Here is a 15,779-nt window from a genome sequence, read left to right as displayed (position 1 = left end):
CAGATCGCGGTACCCCTGGCCCGTGGTCGGGAACTGCGCATCGCCAAGTCGCGCACCGGTCGCGGCGATCACCGCCACGTGATGGGTCTCGGCGTGAGTGTCGACACCGGCGATGACATCGACTCGTTCACTGGTCATGATGGTGTTGCCTTCCTCCAGGGGACAGGCACACCGGCCAGGTGGGCAGACAAGACGTTGATGGGACTTTTGGTCGAGCTCCTATTAGGTCATGTCCACCTGGCCGGCATGCGTTACAGGCCCCGGCGAAGGCCGACGGATCATGTCGAAGACAACCCCCACAAAGAGGCGTCAGTCAGTGGCTGGGTCAGACCCCCGCTGAGGCCGTTACATCATCAACGTCAGTGGTCACTTGTAGCGTCGGGGGTAGAGGTTCCCACCCGGGAGGGTAGAGGTTCCCACCCGGGAGGTGAGCGCGATGGCCGCAGAGACGCAGGCTGAGGCGCCGCCGTGGCGGGAGGCGGGCGCCGGGCCGGCGGACCCCGTGGCCGCGGTCGGCGGGGTCACCGAGACCCTGTCGGCGCTGACCTCCGTCACCTGGCACGACCTCCCCGGCCAGGCCGCTCACGACGTCCTCGACGATCTCGAGCGGGCCGCGCGGCACCTCGCCGCGCTGCGTGCGCAGGTGCTCACCGTCGTGGAGGCCAACGGCCTGTGGGCGCTGCAGGGCTCGCGCACCTTCTCGGCCTGGCTCCGGCAGCGCACCGGCACCACCGCGGGTGCCGCCTCCCGCCAGGTCCGCGAGTCGAGGGCGCTGCGCGACCACCTGCCGCTCACCCGAGCCGCGCTCGCGGAGGGCCGCATCGGACAGGACCACGCCGCCGTGCTCGTCCGGGAGGCCGTCCGTACCCAGCAGCTGCGGACCCAGCTCACCGACGAGCACCTGGGCGAGGCGTTCCTCGTCGAGCAGGCGGCCGCGATGGACGCCGGCACCTTCACCCAGCTCGTCCGCGCCTGGGCGGTCGCGGCCGACCCCGAGGGTGCGGACAGCGCGTGGCGCGAGGCCGGCAGCAAGGAGGAGCTGACGCTCTCCCGCACCACCGACGGTTTCCACCTCCGTGGCTGGCTGGACGAGGTGTCCGGCCAGATCGTCGGCACCGCGCTGCAGGCGCACGCGGGCCGCAAGGGCAAGGGTGACGAGCGCACCCCGGCGCAGCGCCGCGCCGCTGCCCTCGTCTCGCTCGCCAGCCAGTCGCTCGACGCCGGCATCCAGGGCGCCGCTGCACGGATCCGCCCCCACCTCACGGTGACCACGTCGCTGGAGACGCTGCGCGCGCTCGCCGCGGCCATGGGCTCGGCCATCCCGCCGCACGGCCCCGACGGCCGGCCCTACGCGCCGGGTGCCACCTTCGGTCCGTCGAGCCAGGCGGCGCTGACTGCCGCCGGCGGCCCGCGGGACGCCGCGGCGCCCGAGCGGGAGGGCGAGGTCCCGCTGTTCGCCGCCTCGGAGGAGACCCGCCGCTGGCTCGAGCAGTGGGAGTCGGGGGACGAGCACGTCATCTCCACCGCCATCGACCACGAGCAGGTCCGCGGCCTCGAGCCGCCCACCCTCGAGGACGGCACCCCCATCCCGCCCGCGGTGCTCGCCCGGCTCGCCTGCGAGTCCCAGATCTCCCGGGTGATCTTCGGGGCTGTCTCCACCATCCTCGACGTCGGCCGGGAGAAGCGGATCTTTCCCGCCAACCAGGTCCGGGCCGTCATCGCACGGGACAAGCACTGCCAGTACCCCGGCTGCGACGAACCACCGGGCTTCGGGGAGATCCACCACTCGCTGTGGTGGGCCCAGCACCTCGGAGGGACCGACGTCGAGCACGGTGTGCTCCTGTGCTGGCACCACCACGACTGGGTGCACGCGCACGAGATCACCATTACGCGGTCCGACGGCCGGTGGTGGTTCCGTGACCGCCACGGCTGGCTCATCACCGCCGACCCGTAGCCGGAGGCCGAGGGGACAGGTGTGCCCGCGGCCGCTCAGTCCTCGCGTACCGCGTGCCCGGTGCCGCCCAGCACCACCCGCGTCATCGCGTTGCGGGTGTCGAGCAGCTCGCCGAGAGCGGCGTCGAGGTCCTCGGCCGTGACGGCCAGGCTCTCGCCGCCCGAGCCGCGCTCCGCCGCGAACAGGGCAGCCCGCCTGAGCAGCTCCTTGACGAAGGACGCCGTGACCCCGTCCGTGCGCTCCACCACGGCGTCGAGGTTCGACCGGTCCAGGGTCAGCGTGCCGGCGTAGAGCTCGAACAGGCGCCGCCTCGCCTCGGCGTCGGGGAGCGGGAGCTCCACCGCCTGATCCACTCGGCCCGGGCGAGCGGCGAGGGCCGGCTCGAGCAGGTCCGCGCGGTTGGTCGTGAGGACGAAGACGACGTCGGCGTCCTCCGCCAGGCCGTCCATCTCCCCGAGGAGCTGGAAGAGCAGCGGGTGAGCGCCGGAGTGGAGATCGCGGTCCTCGGCGATGAGGTCGACGTCCTCGACGACGACCATCGCCGGCTGCAGCGCCCGCGCCACCGAGCACGCCTCGCTGATGAGCGACAGGGCGCCGCCGGTCAGCTGGATGACGGTCGTGTCAGTGAGGCTGCTGACGAGGTGGCGCACCGTGTGGGTCTTGCCCACCCCCGGCGGGCCGTACAGCAGCAGCCCGCGCTTGAGGTGCTGCCCGGCGGACAGCAGCCGATCCTTGTGCCGAGCCACCTCGACGACCTGCCGCCGGATGGCCTCGGCAGCCGCCTCGGGCAGGATGACGTCCTCCGGACCCACCGCGGGACGCTCGTGGAGCTGCAGCAGCGTGCCACCGTGCCCGAAGACCTCGTGGTCGAAGGACAGCACCTGGCCGCGGAAGACGTTGTGCGTCGTGGCGAGGTCCTGGATCTCGTGCGCCGCCGTGGCGACGGTCGCCGCGTCGGCGCCGGTGATCTCGACCGTCACCGTGGTGAGGCCCGACTCCGGCTCGGCCCCGCGCAGCAGCACGGCCAGCGGGCTCCCGTGGTCGTCCACGAGGTAGACCGCGCACCGCACGCAGGACGCCACCCGTCCGCCCGGCCCGCTCGGCAGGTTGACGCGCGAGACGTTCCCCGGCCGCGGGCCGAAGGGGTCGTGGTTGCCGCCGACGCCCTCGAGCAGCTCCGCGAGACCGAACTGCCGGTGCTGGTGGCCGACGATCCCCACGAGGCGGTGGCTGCGGTGGTCGGCGGCCAGCCACGCGTCGAGACCGGCCTGCACGTTGACGTGCTCGTAGGCGGGCCGGCTCTCCTCGACGACGTCCAGCTCCTCCACCGGAGCGGCGAGGTGGGCGTGCAGCAGGCTGGACAGCGTCTCCCGCTCCTCCGCCCGGGCGACGCCGACCAGTCCGCGAGCCGCTCGCCGCGCGAGCCTGCCCACGTCGGCGAGCTCGAGCCGTCCGTCGCGGCCCGTCGTCGCCGCGCCGGCGTCGTGCAGCGGCGTGCCGTGGGCCGTCCAACCGAAGGATGCGCTCCGCATCGTGCTCCTCACCGTCGGGGGTCTTCCCGGTCCCCGGCCATCCTTGCGCAGGCGGGCCCCGCACACGCACGGTTCGCCCGGTGCTGAGGACCTCGGCCCAGCCGGGCGACGCCGCCCGTGCGGAGGCGAGCGGCGCCGGCCGCTACGGCGTGAGGTCCCGGCCCTGCTCCGCCAACGCCTCACGCAGCAGCCGGACCGCCCGGGGGCCCACACCGTGGAGCATGAGCAGCTCCCGCTCCGACATGGCAGCGACCTGGTCGAGCGTGGTCACGCCCCGATCGAGCAGGGCGCCGGTGGCCGGCCGTCCGATCCGGGGCAGGTCACCGACCTGGTCGGGCAGGTCACGGGTGCTCACCGCACCATCGTCCCCGCCGCGGGGCGCGGGGGGAAGTGCCGTCGACACACTGCTTGACCCTCCCGTGACGTCAGGCCCTAGCGTCACCGACCATGACCTTCACCGTCCTCGACAGCCACACCGCCATGAGGCGGGTCCTCACCGCACCGGTCGAGGAGCGCGCCACCCTCGTGCGCCCGTTGCTCGACCGCGCCGCCGGCATGTACCGGTACTTCCCGGGGGAGGTCGACGTCGTGGAGATGCACCACCTCGGCAACGGCTTCCGCCTCGACCGGGAGGACCACCGCTACCTCCCGGCCCTGGACCGCATGGCGGGCGCGGACGTGTGGACCCGCATCGGCAGCGCCCTGGACGACGCGCTCGCCGTGCAGCTCGCGGCCACGCCCGGCATCACGGTGCCGGACGAGATCGTCGTCCTCCTCGTCCTCGGCAACCCCGACGACAAGCTCTTCATGGACGCCGGCCGGGGCATGAGCGCCAACGGCAGCGTCACCGGCTACCTGTGGGTCAACGTCTGGCCCACCGACGAGGTCCTCACGCAGATCGAGGCGATCGCCGTCCACGAGCTCCATCACAACCTGCGCTACGCCAACCGGGTGTGGGACCCGGCCACCGTGACGGTCGGCGAGCACGTCGTCTCCGAGGGCCTGGCCGACGCCTTCACCCGTCAGCTCTACGGTGACCTCGGCTACGCGCTCGTCGGCCGCGCGGTCCTGGACGACGACGCCGCCGTCGCCAAGGTCCTCACCGGCCTCGACGTCACCGGGATGGAGCACTTCACCGCCTGGGTGCTGGGCGACGCGCACGCCACCCGTTTCGGCGGAGCGCCGGTGGGGCTGCCCACCGGCGCTGGCTACGCGGCGGGGAACCGGCTCGTCGACGCGTACCTCGCCGCCACGGGTCAGACCCCCGCCGACGCGCTCCTCGCCGACCGGGAGGACGTCATCGCCACCGCACGGGCGGCGGGCGTCTGAGCGCTCAGCCCCGCCGCGTCACCGCCTCGCGGCGGGCCGCCCACACGGTGACCACACCGAGCAGCGCCGCGGTGCCCACCACCGCGACGAGGTGGACCCACACCGGCTGCAGCGCGCGACCGGTCCAGAACTCGACGTCCTCCGCCGGCATCACGGTGCGGTAGGCGAGCTGGCCGAAGTGGTAGGTCGGCAGCCACTGCGCCACCCGTCCGACGACGTCGGGCAGCTCGCTGAGCGGGAAGAAGAAGCCCGAGGCGAAGCTCAGCGGCAGGAAGACGAGGTTGGCGATGACGGTCGCCGCCCGCGGCCGCGCGAGGTAGGCGATGGCGAAGCCGAGGGTGCTGAACAGCAGCACCCCGCTGACGAGGGCCGCGCCGAGGGCGAGCCACTCCGTCGCTTCCAGCCGTACGCCACCAAGGGTGGCGGCCGCGACCGACATCGCCACGACGATGGCCAGCGCGTGCACGACGGCGCTGGCCGCCTTGCCCGCGAGGTGCACCCACGTGGGGAAGGGCGTCGCGGCGAGCGTGCGCGGCCAGCCGCGGCCGCGCTCCTTGGCCACGTCCTCGCCGAAGGTGAAGATGGCGAGCGAGACCACGCCGTAGCAGCCGAAGGACACGAGCATCGCCAGCCCGACCCGCGTCCCGCCCGGGAGCAGGCTGCCGGCATCGGGTAGACCGAACATCGCGTAGAGGATGACCGGGACGGCGACCGCCCCGACCGCGAACTCCGCGCTGCGCAGGGACGAGCGCAGCTGGACGAGCGAGTGGTACCCGAGCAGCCGCGCGGTGCGGCCGGCCGAGGGGCCGGTGGGGAGGTGGAGAGCGGTGGCGGTCATCGCCAGGCTCCTTCCGGGGTGGTGGTGGACTCCTCGGTGAGGGCGAGGAACACGTCCTCGAGGTGGGCGTCGCCGCTGAGGAGCTCACGCGGTGGCGCGTCGACGAGGACCCGCCCGGCCGCGACGACGACGACGCGGTCGGCGACCGCCTCGGCCTCGGGAAGGTCGTGGGTGGCGAAGAGGATGGTCGCCCCGTCGGCGACGCTCGCGCGGGCGAGCCGCCAGAACGCCCGGCGGGAGGCGACGTCCATCGCCGCCGTCGGCTCGTCGAGGAGGAGCAGCTCCGGCGCCCCGACGAGGGCCATGGCGAGCAGCAGCCGCTGGCGCTCGCCGCCGGAGAGGGTGGTGACGGTGCGGCCGGCCCGGTCGGTGAGCGCCGTGCGCTCGAGGACCTCACCGACGGGTCGCGGGTCGGGGTAGGCGCGGGCCATGAGACCGACGAGCTCGCCGACGGTCACCTGCTCGGGCAGCCCGGCGGACTGGAGCATCGCGCCGACGCGCGCCCGGACGGTGCCGGGCGCGTGACCGAGCACCGAGACGGTGCCCGCCGTGGGGCGGACCAGGCCGAGCAGCAGCTCGAAGATCGTCGTCTTGCCGGCCCCGTTGGGCCCGAGCAGCGCGACGACCTCCCCACGGTGGACGGCGAGGTCCACGCCGTCCACCGCCCGCGTGGTGCCGTAGTGCTTGTGCACGTCTGTCATGAGAACGGTCATCGTGGCCTCCTAGTGGCACCACTGACGCTAGGAGGGGTGAGGGGGCCGGCGGTGGTGCCGGAAGGCATGACCTCGAGCAGTGACTTCCGGCACCCCCGGACCGCACCACGCGGGCCTACGATCGGTGCTGTGACCTACGCCACGGATGCGCGGATGAGTGCTGTGACCGGGCTCGCGGCGGCGCTCGTGGCCGGCGGCGCCGCGCTCGTCTCGGCCGCGACTGGCGGCTGGCAGCCGGAGCCGGCGCTGGCGGCCGCGTGGTGCCTGGCCTTCGCCGGGTACGTCGTCGTCTTCGTCCTCCACGCCGAGGTCCTCGTCCCACGTCCGCTGCTCCCGGACCGGGCAGCGGCCGTCCTCCTCCTCGTCGCGGGCCTCGCCGTGTGGTTCCTCGCCCCCGAGCTCAACTGGATGGCCACGCTCTTCGTCGTCACCGCCGCGTCCTGGACGTCCCTCGCGCCGGCGCGGGCCGTCGTCGCGGTCGTCGCCGTCCAGTCGGCGGCCGTGGCGGCGGGCATGCTCCTCATCGGGGCCGACGGCGCGGGCGTCCTCGGAGCGGCGGGCGCCTTCGCCTCGTTCCAGGCCTTCGCCGTCGTCGTCGTCGGGAGCGCGGAGCGTGAGGGTGCGGCCCGTGCCGAGACCGACCGGGCGCACGCCGAGCTGCGGGCCGCGCACGAGCAGCTCCGCAGCGCCCACGCCGAGCTGCGTGCGGCGACGGCCCTCCTCTCCGCGGCGAGCCGGGACGCGGAGCGTCTGCGCATCGCCCGGGACCTGCACGACGGCGTCGGTCACCAGCTCACGGCCCTCGCCCTCGAGCTCGAGATCGCGGGCCACCGCGCCACGGGTGACGGTGCCCGCCACGTGACGCGGGCCCGCGAGGTCGCCAAGGACCTGCTGGGGGAGGTCCGTGCGACCGTGGGCGCGCTGCGCGACGAGCCGCAGCGCCTCGAGCAGACGCTGCGCGAGCTCCTCGGGCGCCTCCCGGGCGTCCAGGTCCACCTCGCCGTCGACGTCCCCGAGCCGCCGGGCCAGGAGGTGGCGCTCGTCCTCGTCCGCGCGGCGCAGGAGGTGGCGACCAACACGCTGCGGCACGCGGCCGCCCGCCGCCTCGACGTCACCGTCTCGCAGGACGACGACGGCGCCGTCACCCTGCGTGCGCACGACGACGGCCGCGGGGTCCCCGCCGTGGTCCCCGGGCACGGGCTGCAGGGGATGGTCGAGAGGGTGCGGTCCGTGGGCGGGCTCGTCGTCGTCGACTCCGCGCCCGGCGCGGGCTTCTCCGTGACCGTCCACCTGCCGGCTCCCGCGCACGGTCGTGGCGCGGTGGTCGCGCGCGAGCAGGTGGTGACGTGATCCGGGTGGCGGTGGTCGACGACCAGACGCTCGTGCGGCAGGGCATCATCGGGCTCCTCACGCTGAGCGACTCCGTCACCGTCTGCGGGGAGGGCGCCGACGGTGACGACGCGCTCGCGCTCGTCGCGGCCGGCGGTATCGACGTGCTGCTCCTCGACCTGCGGATGCCCAGGCGCGACGGCATCGCCGTCCTCGAGGAGCTGGGGACCCGCGGCCTGACCCTGCCCGTCCTCGTCCTCACGACCTTCGACGACGACGACCTCGTCCTGCGTGCGCTGCGCGCGGGTGCCCGGGGCTACCTCCTCAAGGACGTCACCCTCGAGCAGCTCGTCGCCGCGATCACGCTCCTGGCCGGCGGCGGCACCCTGCTCCAGCCGGGACTGAGCGACCGGCTGTTCCGCGCCGCCCAGCGCGACCGTCCCGCCGTCACCGGCCTGGACCGTCCCGAGCCGCTCACGCCGCGCGAGCTCGACGTCCTGCGCCTCGTCGCCGCCGGGTACTCCAACGCCGAGATCTCCGGCGCGCTCCATCTCGCGCCGGGGACCGTGAAGAACTACCTCTCCGCCGTCTTCGTCAAGCTCGGGGTGCGCGACCGGACCCGGGCGGTGCTCCGCGCCCTCGACCTCGGGCTGCTCGAGACGGTGTGAGCCCTTGGCCCGTGCCCCGCGCGGGAGGACGATGGAGGACGTGTCCGCCCTCGTGCCGCACACGCCTCCCATCTCTACCGCGACGACGACGGGACCGTCGTCCACGCCGAGGCGCGGTGGCCCGACGGCGGGGGCGTCATGTTCGGCAGCCGCGGGAAGCAGGGGGACCGGGGAGCGCTCGGACCCCACGGGCGTGTCCGTCGTCGCCGCCGATGCCGCGACCGTCGACGCCGCGTGGGCGCGGGCCAGGGACGGCGCGGACCTCGGGGTGACCGAGGCGCTGCGCGACACCGACTACGGCTCGCACACCTTCGGCGTCCGGGACCGGGACGGCAACCTCTGGACGGTCGGGACCTACCGCGGTACGGGCGCGACGGTGTGACCACCCCCACCGGTCCCGGCTTTGATCCTCGCCCGCGGAGCAGGGTAGTGTTACCGCCCGGTAGGACGTTCGCAGCAGCGGGCGGAATACCCCCATGGGGTATGGTGTAATTGGCAGCACGACTGGTTCTGGTCCAGTTAGTCTAGGTTCGAGTCCTGGTACCCCAGCGGTTTGAGTGAGGCGGAGAGATCCGGTAAACTCAGCCAGGTTGAAAATGCTAGAGGCCCCGTCGTCTAGCGGCCTAGGACACCGCCCTCTCAAGGCGGCGGCGCCGGTTCGAATCCGGTCGGGGCTACACGAGAAAGGCCCCCATCCCGAGTGGATGGGGGCCTTTCGCATGTCACGCGACGAGTGCTTCCCGAGAAGTGTGGCGAGAGCCACTGCCCGGGTTCTCCCGGTGGCTGCATCGCCGCTCGGCGTCCCAGCGGCGTGAGGTAATCGCCCCGCGCCCGTCCCGTCCTGCGCCGGGTGTCGCGTCGGTCACACGACAGGCGGTGCCCGGACGCGGAAGGGTCCGGCCCTGCTGGGCCGGACCCTTCCGGGAGCGCCGAGCGCCGGCTCAGTGGTGGTCGTGGCCCGGGCCGGGCAGCGTCGTCGGCGGCTCCGTCCCCGGCTCGACGACGACGAACTGGCCCATCAGCCCGAAGTCCTCGTGGCGCAGCAGGTGGCAGTGGTACATGTACGGCATCTCGGGGTTGGCGTAGTGCTCGAAACGCATGATGAGGCGGTACTCGCGGCCCGGCTCGGTGTAGATCGTGTCCTTGCGCCCCGAGAGCTCCGGCGGCGGAGGCGCCCCGTCCACGGAGAGCACCTCGAACTGCACGTCGTGGATGTGGAAGTTGTGCGGCATCGGGTCCTCGTTGCGCACCACCCACACCTCGGTCGTGTCGACGGTGACGACCTCGTCGATGCGGTTCATGTCCATCCGCTGACCGTTGAGCGCCAGCCCCTTCATGACGAAGGTGCGCGTCGTGGCGGCGTCGGCCTCGTCGAGGCGCTCGTGGTCGGACAGCTCACCGGCGACGACGGCGGACGGCGCGAGCTCGTCGGCCGCCTCCAGGCGCAGGACGTCGAGGGTGTCCAGGGCGCCGTAGCCGTCGGGGTCGGCGATCTCGCCCAGCTGCTGCGGGTAGGAGCGCAGCATCGTCTCCGAGCCGGGCTCCATCTCGACGACGATCTCGGCCCGCTCGCCCGGCGTGAGCTGGACGCGGTTCGTCTCGTGCGGCGCCGGCAGCAGCCCGCCGTCGGAGGCGACGAGCTGGAAGGAGCGGTCGTCGTCGAAACCGAAGTTGTAGCTGCGCAGCGTCGATCCGTTGAGCAGCCGCAGCCGCACCCGCTCGGTCGTCACCTCCTGGACCGCGCCGATCGTCCCGTTGACCATGAGGGCCTCGCCCATGACGCCGCTGGGCACCGGCGACTCCATGGTGAGCTGGCCGTCCTCGGTGAAGGACTTGTCCTGGACGATGACGGGGATGTCGTCCACGCCGTACTCGTCGGGCAGCCCGACGGTGTCGGCCTCGTCGTCGTCGAGGATGAACATCCCCGACATCCCGAGGTAGACGTGCTTCTCCGTCCGGCCGTGCGGGTGGGGGTGGTACCAGAGCGTGGCGGCGGGCTGGTCGATGAGCCACGTGGGCCGCCACGTGCCGCCGGCCTCGACCTCCTGGTGCGGCCCGCCGTCCATCTCCGGCGGCAGGTGCATGCCGTGCCAGTGGACGCTCGTGGACTCCCCGAGCGTGTTGGTGACCTCCACGGCCACCTGCTCGCCGCGCCGCGCCCGCAGGGTGGGGCCGAGGAAGTCGCCGTTGAAGCCCCACGTCTCCGTCTCGACACCGTCCCGGAAGGACGTGGTCCCGGCCTGCGCGGTGAGCTGGAAGACGCGCGTGCCGTCCTCGTCGACGACGGAGTCGGCCAGCGGCGGGATGGACAGCGGCTGGTCGAAGTCGGGCTCGGGCTGCCCCGGGTCGACAGGGTCGGTGGGGCCGTCCGGGTCGCCCGGCACGACGACCGGGTCGCTCGGCGTGCCGGAGCTGCGGCGCACGGCCAGCGAGTCGGTGCCGTCGCCGTCCCAGTCGCCCACGAGGGTGACGTCCCCCGGCCGTCCGAAGGCCACGCTCCGGTCGGCGGGACCGTTGCGGAGCTGGTGAGCCAGGTGGTAGCGCGCCCCGCGACGCACGGCGAGCGCGTCCTCGCCCGAGCCGTCCCAGTCGCCCACGTACACGTCGTCGGCGTCGCGTCCGTAGCAGACGACGGTGTCGGCCGGGCCCGAGCGCATCGTCGTGTTGATGAGGTAGTGCGCCCCGCGACGGACGGCGAGGGCGTCGACGCCGTCGCCGTCCCAGTCGCCGACGACGACGGTGTCGGTCGCGCGCCCGAAGCGCAGCACCCGGTCCGCCGGGCCCGAGCTGATGGAGTCCTTGAGGAAGTACTCCCCGCCGCGGCGCACCGCGAGGGTGTCCGTCCCGTCCCCGTCCCAGTCGCCCACGAGGATCTCGTCGCCAGGGCGGCCGTAGGTGACGACGGCGTCCGCGTCCCCACCGGTGAGGGAGTTGGAGACGTGGACGGTGGTGCCGCGCCGCACGGCCAGGGTGTCGGTGCCGTCCCCGTCCCAGTCGCCCACGAGGATCTCGTCACCGGGCCGCCCGTAGGTGAGGACGTGGGAGGTGCGGCGCAGGTCGTTGTCGGCCAGGTGGAAGGTGTTGCCCGGGGGGACGGCTGCGGGTGCCGCCGCTGCGGGCGCCGCCGTCGTCGCCTGCGCGGCGCTCGCCGCTGGCGCGAGTGCCTGGGCCGGTCCGACGCAGAGGAGGGGAGTGGCGAGCGCGACGGCGGCGCCCAGCGTCAGGGCGGGACGGAGGGAGGAACGCATGGGTGCGAGGGCCTTTCACCTGTGGAGGACAGGGGCGCGGCGGAGGGACCGCTGGCACGCCGTGCGGTCCGTTCCGCGCGTGTGCTCGCACACGATCATGGCTCACCCAGGCCGTTTTGTGAACCTGTTGCTCAAAAACGGGCATATCGATGTGAGAAGCCGGACCGCACCTGGGTGCGGTCCGGCTCGAGAAGGGCGGCGGTCAGGCAGTGGCCTCCGCGAGGAAGGTCCGGCAGCGCTCGGCCTCGTCGTCCTCGCCGATGGCGGCAGCGGCGTCGCCCAGCGCCTCGAGGGCGCCGAGGAAACCCTGGTTGGGGACGTGGTCCGCGGGGATCGGGCCCTGGCCGCGCCAGCCCGCCCGGCGCAGCGCGTCCAGGCCGCGGTGGTAGCCCGTGCGGGCGTAGGCGTAGGCCGCCACCGGGTCCTCCTCGCTCATCGCCTCGCGGGCGAGCACCGCCCAGGCGAAGCTCGCCGCGGGCAGGCGCGCGGCGACCTCGCGGGGGTCGTCACCGCGCTCGACGGCGACGCGAGCGGCCATGTCGGGGTGGTCGTCGGGCAGGTACGTGGGCTCGGGCCCCAGGAGGTTCTTCTGCATCGCTCCAGTGTCGCAGGTGGCAAACCGGGAGCGGGGTGGAAAGTTCTCGCCCCGGTGTGCCCCGCGGCCGTAGCCTGCCGCGCATGAGCGTCCAGACCGTCGGGAGCACCGTCGTCCTGCACCTGCCCGCGCAGGGGAGCCCCATCGCCTCCGAGCAGGACGCCCTGGACCTCGTCGGGGACACGTGGGGGACCGGGGCGGAGGTCCTCGCCGTTCCCGTCGAGCGGCTCGCCCCGGAGTTCTTCGACCTGCGCACCGGGCTGGCCGGGGCGGTGACCCAGAAGCTCGTCAGCTACCACCTGCGGCTGGCGGTCCTCGGGGACATCGACAAGCACCTCGAGGGGAGCGGGGCGCTGCGCGACTTCGTCCGGGAGTCCAACCGCGGCCGGCACGTGTGGTTCCTCGCGGACGCGGAGGCGCTCACCGCCCGCCTCTCCGGCGGCGCCGGCTCACCCGCGTGAGCGCACCGCCCCGACGAAGGCCTCCACGCCGTCGACGACCGCGGTGAACCGCGGGGAGCGGAAGAGGTCGAAGGAGTGCTGGCCCGCCGGCAGCTCCGCGTAGACGACCGGCTCGGTGGAAGCGGCGCGCAGGTGGGCGACGAAGCGCCGCGCCGTCTCGGCGTGCGCGAGGGAGTCCTTCGCGCCGTGCGCGACGAAGAAGGGCGGCGCGCCGGACGCGTCGTGCCCGCGCGGCCCGGCCTCCGACGTCGGCCCGCCGACCTCGTAGTACCCGCCGTACCAGCCGTAGAGGCCGACGACGGCGGACACCGAGGTGTCGGCCTCGGGGAAGCCGGGCTGGTAGCGCGGCTCGTTCGGCGTCAGCGCGGCGATCGAGGACATGTGCGCGCCGGCCGACCCGCCCGCGAGGACGAGGGTGCCCGGGTCGGCACCGTACTCGCTGCCGTGCTCACGCACCCAGGCGATGACCCGCTTGAGGTCGGCGAGGTGGTCGACGAAGCTCGCGTGCGGACGCAGCCGGTAGTTCGCGGAGATCGTCACCCATCCGCGCTGCGCGAGCCGGAAGAGGAGCGCGCGGGACTGCTGGCTCTTGCGCCCGCCGGCGTACCCGCCGGCGTGGACGTGGACGAGCACGGGGGCGCCGTCGGGGCGTGAGCGGTGGCGGTAGAGGTCGAGGAGGTGGGCGCGGCCGGCGTCGCCGTAGGGGATGTTCCGCAGACCCTCGACGTCGCGCGGACGGAGGACGACCGGCAGGACCATCCGCCCCAGCGGCGGCCGGCGGTCGAGCTGTTCCCGCAGGCGACGGTCCAGCCCCTCGTCCCAGTCCGGCCCGAGTCCCTCGTCGAGCGCGGCGGCGACGACCGGGCGCGCCTGCGAGCCGCGCCACGCGATGACGAGCAGCCCGGCCACGAGGAGCAGCGTGAGGACGAGCGTGAGCGTCTGGCCGGCCGGCTCGTCCCAGCCGTCGACGAGCCCGGGCACCGTGCCGACGAGGACCACGAGCAGGATGAGGAAGGGCGCCTCGTTGTACGCCGCCGCGACGCGGAAGGACAGGCCCGCCAGCCACGCCGGCCGTCGGGGGGAGACGAGCGTGAGCGCGACCAGCGCCCCGTGCACGAGGAGGCCTGCGAGCAGTCCGTACCGCATGCCCAGCACGGTATGGGGAGTGGCGGGGGAGCTGTCGCCCCCTTTTCCGGGGAGCTCAGCCGCGGGGGACGCGGGGGCTCGCGCGCCGAGTACGCCCGTCAGCCGGGGGGCGTGCTGCCGTCGGCACGAGCCGGTCGCGGGGGTGCGGTCCTCCGGCCGAGGGCGACGCCGGCCACGGCGATGACGCCACCGGCGAGCGTCAGCACGGTGGGGACCTCGCCGAGCAGCACCCACGAGAGGATCACCGACACGACGGTGACGAGGTAGGACACCGAGCCCAGCCGCCCGGCGGGGATGCGTGCCAGCGCGTACGCCCACGTCGAGAAGGCGAGCGCCGTGGAGAACACCCCCAGGTAGACGACGCCGAGGATCGCCTCGGTCGAGGCCGTCCCCAGCTGGTCCGTCAGGGCGGGGGCGAAGGGCAGGAGGACGACGGACCCGACGACGAAGCCCAGCCAGGTCGCGGCGACGCCGTCCAGCTGCCGCAGGATGACCTTCTGGAGGAGCACCGACGCGGCGTAGAGCACCGCGGCGAGCAGCGCGAGCACCGATGCCGCGGGCCGTGCCGGGACCGATGAGCCCGCCGCGGGGGACGCCGAGGGACATGATCGTCACTCCGACCAGGCCGACGGCACTGCCGAGGACCAGGCGCCGGGGCAGCCCCTCTCCCAGCAGGGTGCCCGCCCCGAGGGCGATGAGCAGCGGTGCGACGTTGACGAAGAGGGCGGCCGTCCCGGCGGCGATGTGCTGCTCGGCGGCGTTGACCGCGAGCTGGTACCCGGCGAACCACAAGGCGCCGTAGACGAGCACGAGGAGGAGGACGCGCCCGCGGGGGAGGCCACGCAGCACGCCGGCGCGCAGGGCGACAGGGGTGAGCGCCACGGTGGCCACGGCCATGCGCAGCAGGGCCATCGGGGCCCGGCGCGAGCTCGGGGCCCGCCGCCCTGATGACGACGAAGGACGAGCCCCACATGAGCACGGTGACCGCGACGGCAGCAATGGCCAGCCGTGAGCCCGTGCGCGCAGGCGGTGCGGGAGCGTCGAGGGTCATGCGGTCAGGTCTCCCCGTGTGGTCGAGCACGTCCCCATTTTCGGACGTCGACCGCCGGGTGTCGCACTGTTTCCCGGCAGGAGGGCCCGCCGACGGCGGTGGACGCCGTCGGGGCGGGCCTCAGCCCTCCTGGGTGTCCTCGGTGCGACGCAGCACCTCGGTGAGGCGGTTGGCGGCCGAGACGACGGCGCCGGCGTGGAGGCGGCCCGGCTGGCGGCCCATGCGCTCCATCGGCCCGGAGACCGACACGGCGGCGAGCACGCGGCCCGAGGGCCCGCGCACCGGCGCGGAGACCGAGGCGACGCCCGGCTCGCGCTCGCCGACCGACTGCGCCCACCCGCGGCGGCGCACCCCGGAGAGGATCGTCGCGGTGAAGGTGGCGCCCTGCAGGCCGCGGTGGAGGCGGTCCGGCTCCTCCCAGGCGAGGAGGATCTGGGCCGCCGAGCCGGCGGACATCGTCAGGGTCGCCCCGACCGGGATCGAGTCGCGCAGGCCCATCTGCCGTTCGGCGGCGGCCACGCAGATGCGTTGGTCGCCCTGGCGGCGGTAGAGCTGCACCGACTCCCCGGTGTGGTCGCGCACCGCAGTGAGCACCGGTCCGGCGGCCGCCAGCAGGCGGTCCTCGCCGGCTGCGGACGCGAGCTCGCTCAGGCGGGGACCGAGGATGAAACGGCCCTGCATGTCGCGTGCGACGAACCGGTGGTGCTCCAGTGCGACGGCCAACCGGTGGGCGGTGGGCCGGGCGAGGTGGGTGGCAGCGACGAGCTGCGCGAGGGTCGCCGGCCCTGCCTCGAGGGCGCCGAGAACCGTGGCGGCCTTGTCAAGGACGCCGACTCCGCTAGAGTTGTCCATGTGGCGATATTGGCATCTCAGCCACTGAGATGCAAGCCCCCGGGCCGACCAGGGTCCGGGAAT

14 protein-coding genes, 2 tRNA genes and 2 pseudogenes are annotated in these 15,779 nt (G+C 73.9%); 8 read left to right on the top strand and 10 right to left on the bottom strand.

Features of this window, described 5'->3' with window-relative positions; all coding sequences use genetic code 11:
- Positions 1–436 precede the first annotated feature (436 nt).
- Positions 437–1,954: an HNH endonuclease signature motif containing protein gene (locus DSZ44_RS17110; protein WP_110853841.1), complete on the top strand. Its 1,518-nt coding sequence runs from the start codon at positions 437–439 to the stop codon at positions 1,952–1,954.
- Positions 1,955–1,989: 35 nt separating this feature from the next.
- Here DSZ44_RS17110 and DSZ44_RS17105 read toward each other — a convergent pair whose 3' ends face one another.
- Both DSZ44_RS17105 and DSZ44_RS17100 read right to left on the bottom strand, forming a co-directional pair.
- Positions 1,990–3,486 (bottom strand): AAA family ATPase, encoded by a 1,497-nt coding sequence (locus DSZ44_RS17105; RefSeq protein ID WP_110853840.1) that lies wholly within the window; start codon positions 3,484–3,486, stop codon positions 1,990–1,992.
- Between the two features lie 142 nt (positions 3,487–3,628).
- Entirely contained in the window at positions 3,629–3,841 is a 213-nt protein-coding gene (locus tag DSZ44_RS17100) for a helix-hairpin-helix domain-containing protein (protein WP_110853839.1), read from the bottom strand.
- Positions 3,842–3,933: 92 nt separating this feature from the next.
- Between DSZ44_RS17100 and DSZ44_RS17095 the strand changes: the two genes are divergently transcribed.
- Positions 3,934–4,815 carry a DUF2268 domain-containing putative Zn-dependent protease gene (locus tag DSZ44_RS17095; protein ID WP_110853838.1) on the top strand — a complete coding sequence of 294 codons (882 nt, stop codon included), beginning with the start codon at positions 3,934–3,936 and terminating at the stop codon, positions 4,813–4,815.
- Positions 4,816–4,819: 4 nt separating this feature from the next.
- On the opposite strand, the gene DSZ44_RS17090 is transcribed toward DSZ44_RS17095, so the two are convergent.
- A complete protein-coding gene (locus DSZ44_RS17090) occupies positions 4,820–5,653 on the bottom strand; it encodes an ABC transporter permease (protein ID WP_110853837.1) in 834 nt (277 codons plus the stop codon).
- Positions 5,650–6,366 carry an ABC transporter ATP-binding protein gene (locus DSZ44_RS17085; RefSeq protein ID WP_110853836.1) on the bottom strand — a complete coding sequence of 239 codons (717 nt, stop codon included), beginning with the start codon at positions 6,364–6,366 and terminating at the stop codon, positions 5,650–5,652. The genes DSZ44_RS17090 and DSZ44_RS17085 overlap by 4 nt, the downstream gene beginning before the upstream one ends.
- A gap of 153 nt (positions 6,367–6,519) precedes the next feature.
- On the opposite strand from DSZ44_RS17085, the gene DSZ44_RS17080 reads away from it, so the two are divergent.
- From DSZ44_RS17080 to DSZ44_RS17060, 5 genes are all read left to right on the top strand, one after another.
- Positions 6,520–7,716, top strand: coding sequence for a sensor histidine kinase (locus DSZ44_RS17080; RefSeq protein ID WP_146237601.1), 1,197 nt, complete (start codon positions 6,520–6,522; stop codon positions 7,714–7,716).
- Positions 7,713–8,363, top strand: coding sequence for a response regulator (locus DSZ44_RS17075; protein WP_110853834.1), 651 nt, complete (start codon positions 7,713–7,715; stop codon positions 8,361–8,363). Before DSZ44_RS17080 ends, DSZ44_RS17075 begins: the two co-directional genes overlap by 4 nt.
- A 193-nt stretch (positions 8,364–8,556) precedes the next feature.
- On the top strand, positions 8,557–8,745 hold the full coding sequence (locus tag DSZ44_RS17070) for a VOC family protein (RefSeq protein WP_110853833.1): 189 nt from the start codon (positions 8,557–8,559) through the stop codon (positions 8,743–8,745).
- A 95-nt stretch (positions 8,746–8,840) separates the two neighbouring features.
- Positions 8,841–8,912 (top strand) — tRNA-Gln (locus tag DSZ44_RS17065).
- 55 nt (positions 8,913–8,967) lie between these two features.
- Positions 8,968–9,040 (top strand) — tRNA-Glu (locus DSZ44_RS17060).
- 264 nt (positions 9,041–9,304) lie between these two features.
- Here DSZ44_RS17060 and DSZ44_RS17055 read toward each other — a convergent pair.
- Together DSZ44_RS17055 and DSZ44_RS17050 are read right to left on the bottom strand one after the other, a co-directional pair.
- Positions 9,305–11,611, bottom strand: coding sequence for a multicopper oxidase family protein (locus tag DSZ44_RS17055; protein ID WP_258369676.1), 2,307 nt, complete (start codon positions 11,609–11,611; stop codon positions 9,305–9,307).
- A gap of 202 nt (positions 11,612–11,813) precedes the next feature.
- The gene (locus DSZ44_RS17050; RefSeq protein ID WP_110853832.1) at positions 11,814–12,206 is read right to left on the bottom strand and encodes a DUF3151 domain-containing protein; all 393 of its coding nucleotides are present in this window, start codon (positions 12,204–12,206) and stop codon (positions 11,814–11,816) included.
- A gap of 83 nt (positions 12,207–12,289) precedes the next feature.
- On the opposite strand from DSZ44_RS17050, the gene DSZ44_RS17045 reads away from it, so the two are divergent.
- On the top strand, positions 12,290–12,667 hold the full coding sequence (locus tag DSZ44_RS17045; RefSeq protein WP_110853831.1) for a DUF4180 domain-containing protein: 378 nt from the start codon (positions 12,290–12,292) through the stop codon (positions 12,665–12,667).
- Here the strand turns inward: DSZ44_RS17045 and DSZ44_RS19110 are convergent.
- From DSZ44_RS19110 to DSZ44_RS17035, 4 genes and pseudogenes are all read right to left on the bottom strand, one after another.
- A pseudogene (locus DSZ44_RS19110) lies at positions 12,656–13,330 on the bottom strand (alpha/beta hydrolase); the annotation flags it as partial. The gene DSZ44_RS17045 and the pseudogene DSZ44_RS19110 overlap by 12 nt on opposite strands.
- Positions 13,331–13,911: 581 nt before the next feature.
- Positions 13,912–14,361: a DMT family transporter gene (locus tag DSZ44_RS18910; RefSeq protein ID WP_258369678.1), complete on the bottom strand. Its 450-nt coding sequence runs from the start codon at positions 14,359–14,361 to the stop codon at positions 13,912–13,914.
- Between the two features lie 112 nt (positions 14,362–14,473).
- Positions 14,474–14,710: pseudogene (locus tag DSZ44_RS18905) on the bottom strand (EamA/RhaT family transporter); the annotation flags it as partial.
- A 274-nt stretch (positions 14,711–14,984) separates the two neighbouring features.
- Positions 14,985–15,716 carry an IclR family transcriptional regulator gene (locus tag DSZ44_RS17035; protein WP_110853829.1) on the bottom strand — a complete coding sequence of 244 codons (732 nt, stop codon included), beginning with the start codon at positions 15,714–15,716 and terminating at the stop codon, positions 14,985–14,987.
- Between the last annotated feature and the right edge of the window lie 63 nt (positions 15,717–15,779).

Source organism: Georgenia satyanarayanai (assembly GCF_900116375.1).
GTDB classification, from domain to species: domain Bacteria; phylum Actinomycetota; class Actinomycetes; order Actinomycetales; family Actinomycetaceae; genus Oceanitalea; species Oceanitalea nanhaiensis.
This window is presented reverse-complemented; position numbering and strand designations above follow the sequence as displayed.

Bases quoted from the DNA above. Each gene is read 5' to 3' on its own strand.
- DSZ44_RS17110 (WP_110853841.1), top strand. From the start codon at position 437: ATGGCCGCAGAGACGCAGGCTGAGGCGCCGCCGTGGCGGGAGGCGGGC.
- DSZ44_RS17105 (WP_110853840.1), bottom strand. From the start codon at position 3,486: ATGCGGAGCGCATCCTTCGGTTGGACGGCCCACGGCACGCCGCTGCAC.
- DSZ44_RS17095 (WP_110853838.1), top strand. From the start codon at position 3,934: ATGACCTTCACCGTCCTCGACAGCCACACCGCCATGAGGCGGGTCCTC.
- DSZ44_RS17090 (WP_110853837.1), bottom strand. From the start codon at position 5,653: ATGACCGCCACCGCTCTCCACCTCCCCACCGGCCCCTCGGCCGGCCGC.
- DSZ44_RS17085 (WP_110853836.1), bottom strand. From the start codon at position 6,366: ATGACCGTTCTCATGACAGACGTGCACAAGCACTACGGCACCACGCGG.
- DSZ44_RS17080 (WP_146237601.1), top strand. From the start codon at position 6,520: ATGAGTGCTGTGACCGGGCTCGCGGCGGCGCTCGTGGCCGGCGGCGCC.
- DSZ44_RS17055 (WP_258369676.1), bottom strand. From the start codon at position 11,611: ATGCGTTCCTCCCTCCGTCCCGCCCTGACGCTGGGCGCCGCCGTCGCG.
- DSZ44_RS17050 (WP_110853832.1), bottom strand. From the start codon at position 12,206: ATGCAGAAGAACCTCCTGGGGCCCGAGCCCACGTACCTGCCCGACGAC.
- DSZ44_RS17045 (WP_110853831.1), top strand. From the start codon at position 12,290: ATGAGCGTCCAGACCGTCGGGAGCACCGTCGTCCTGCACCTGCCCGCG.
- DSZ44_RS17035 (WP_110853829.1), bottom strand. From the start codon at position 15,716: ATGGACAACTCTAGCGGAGTCGGCGTCCTTGACAAGGCCGCCACGGTT.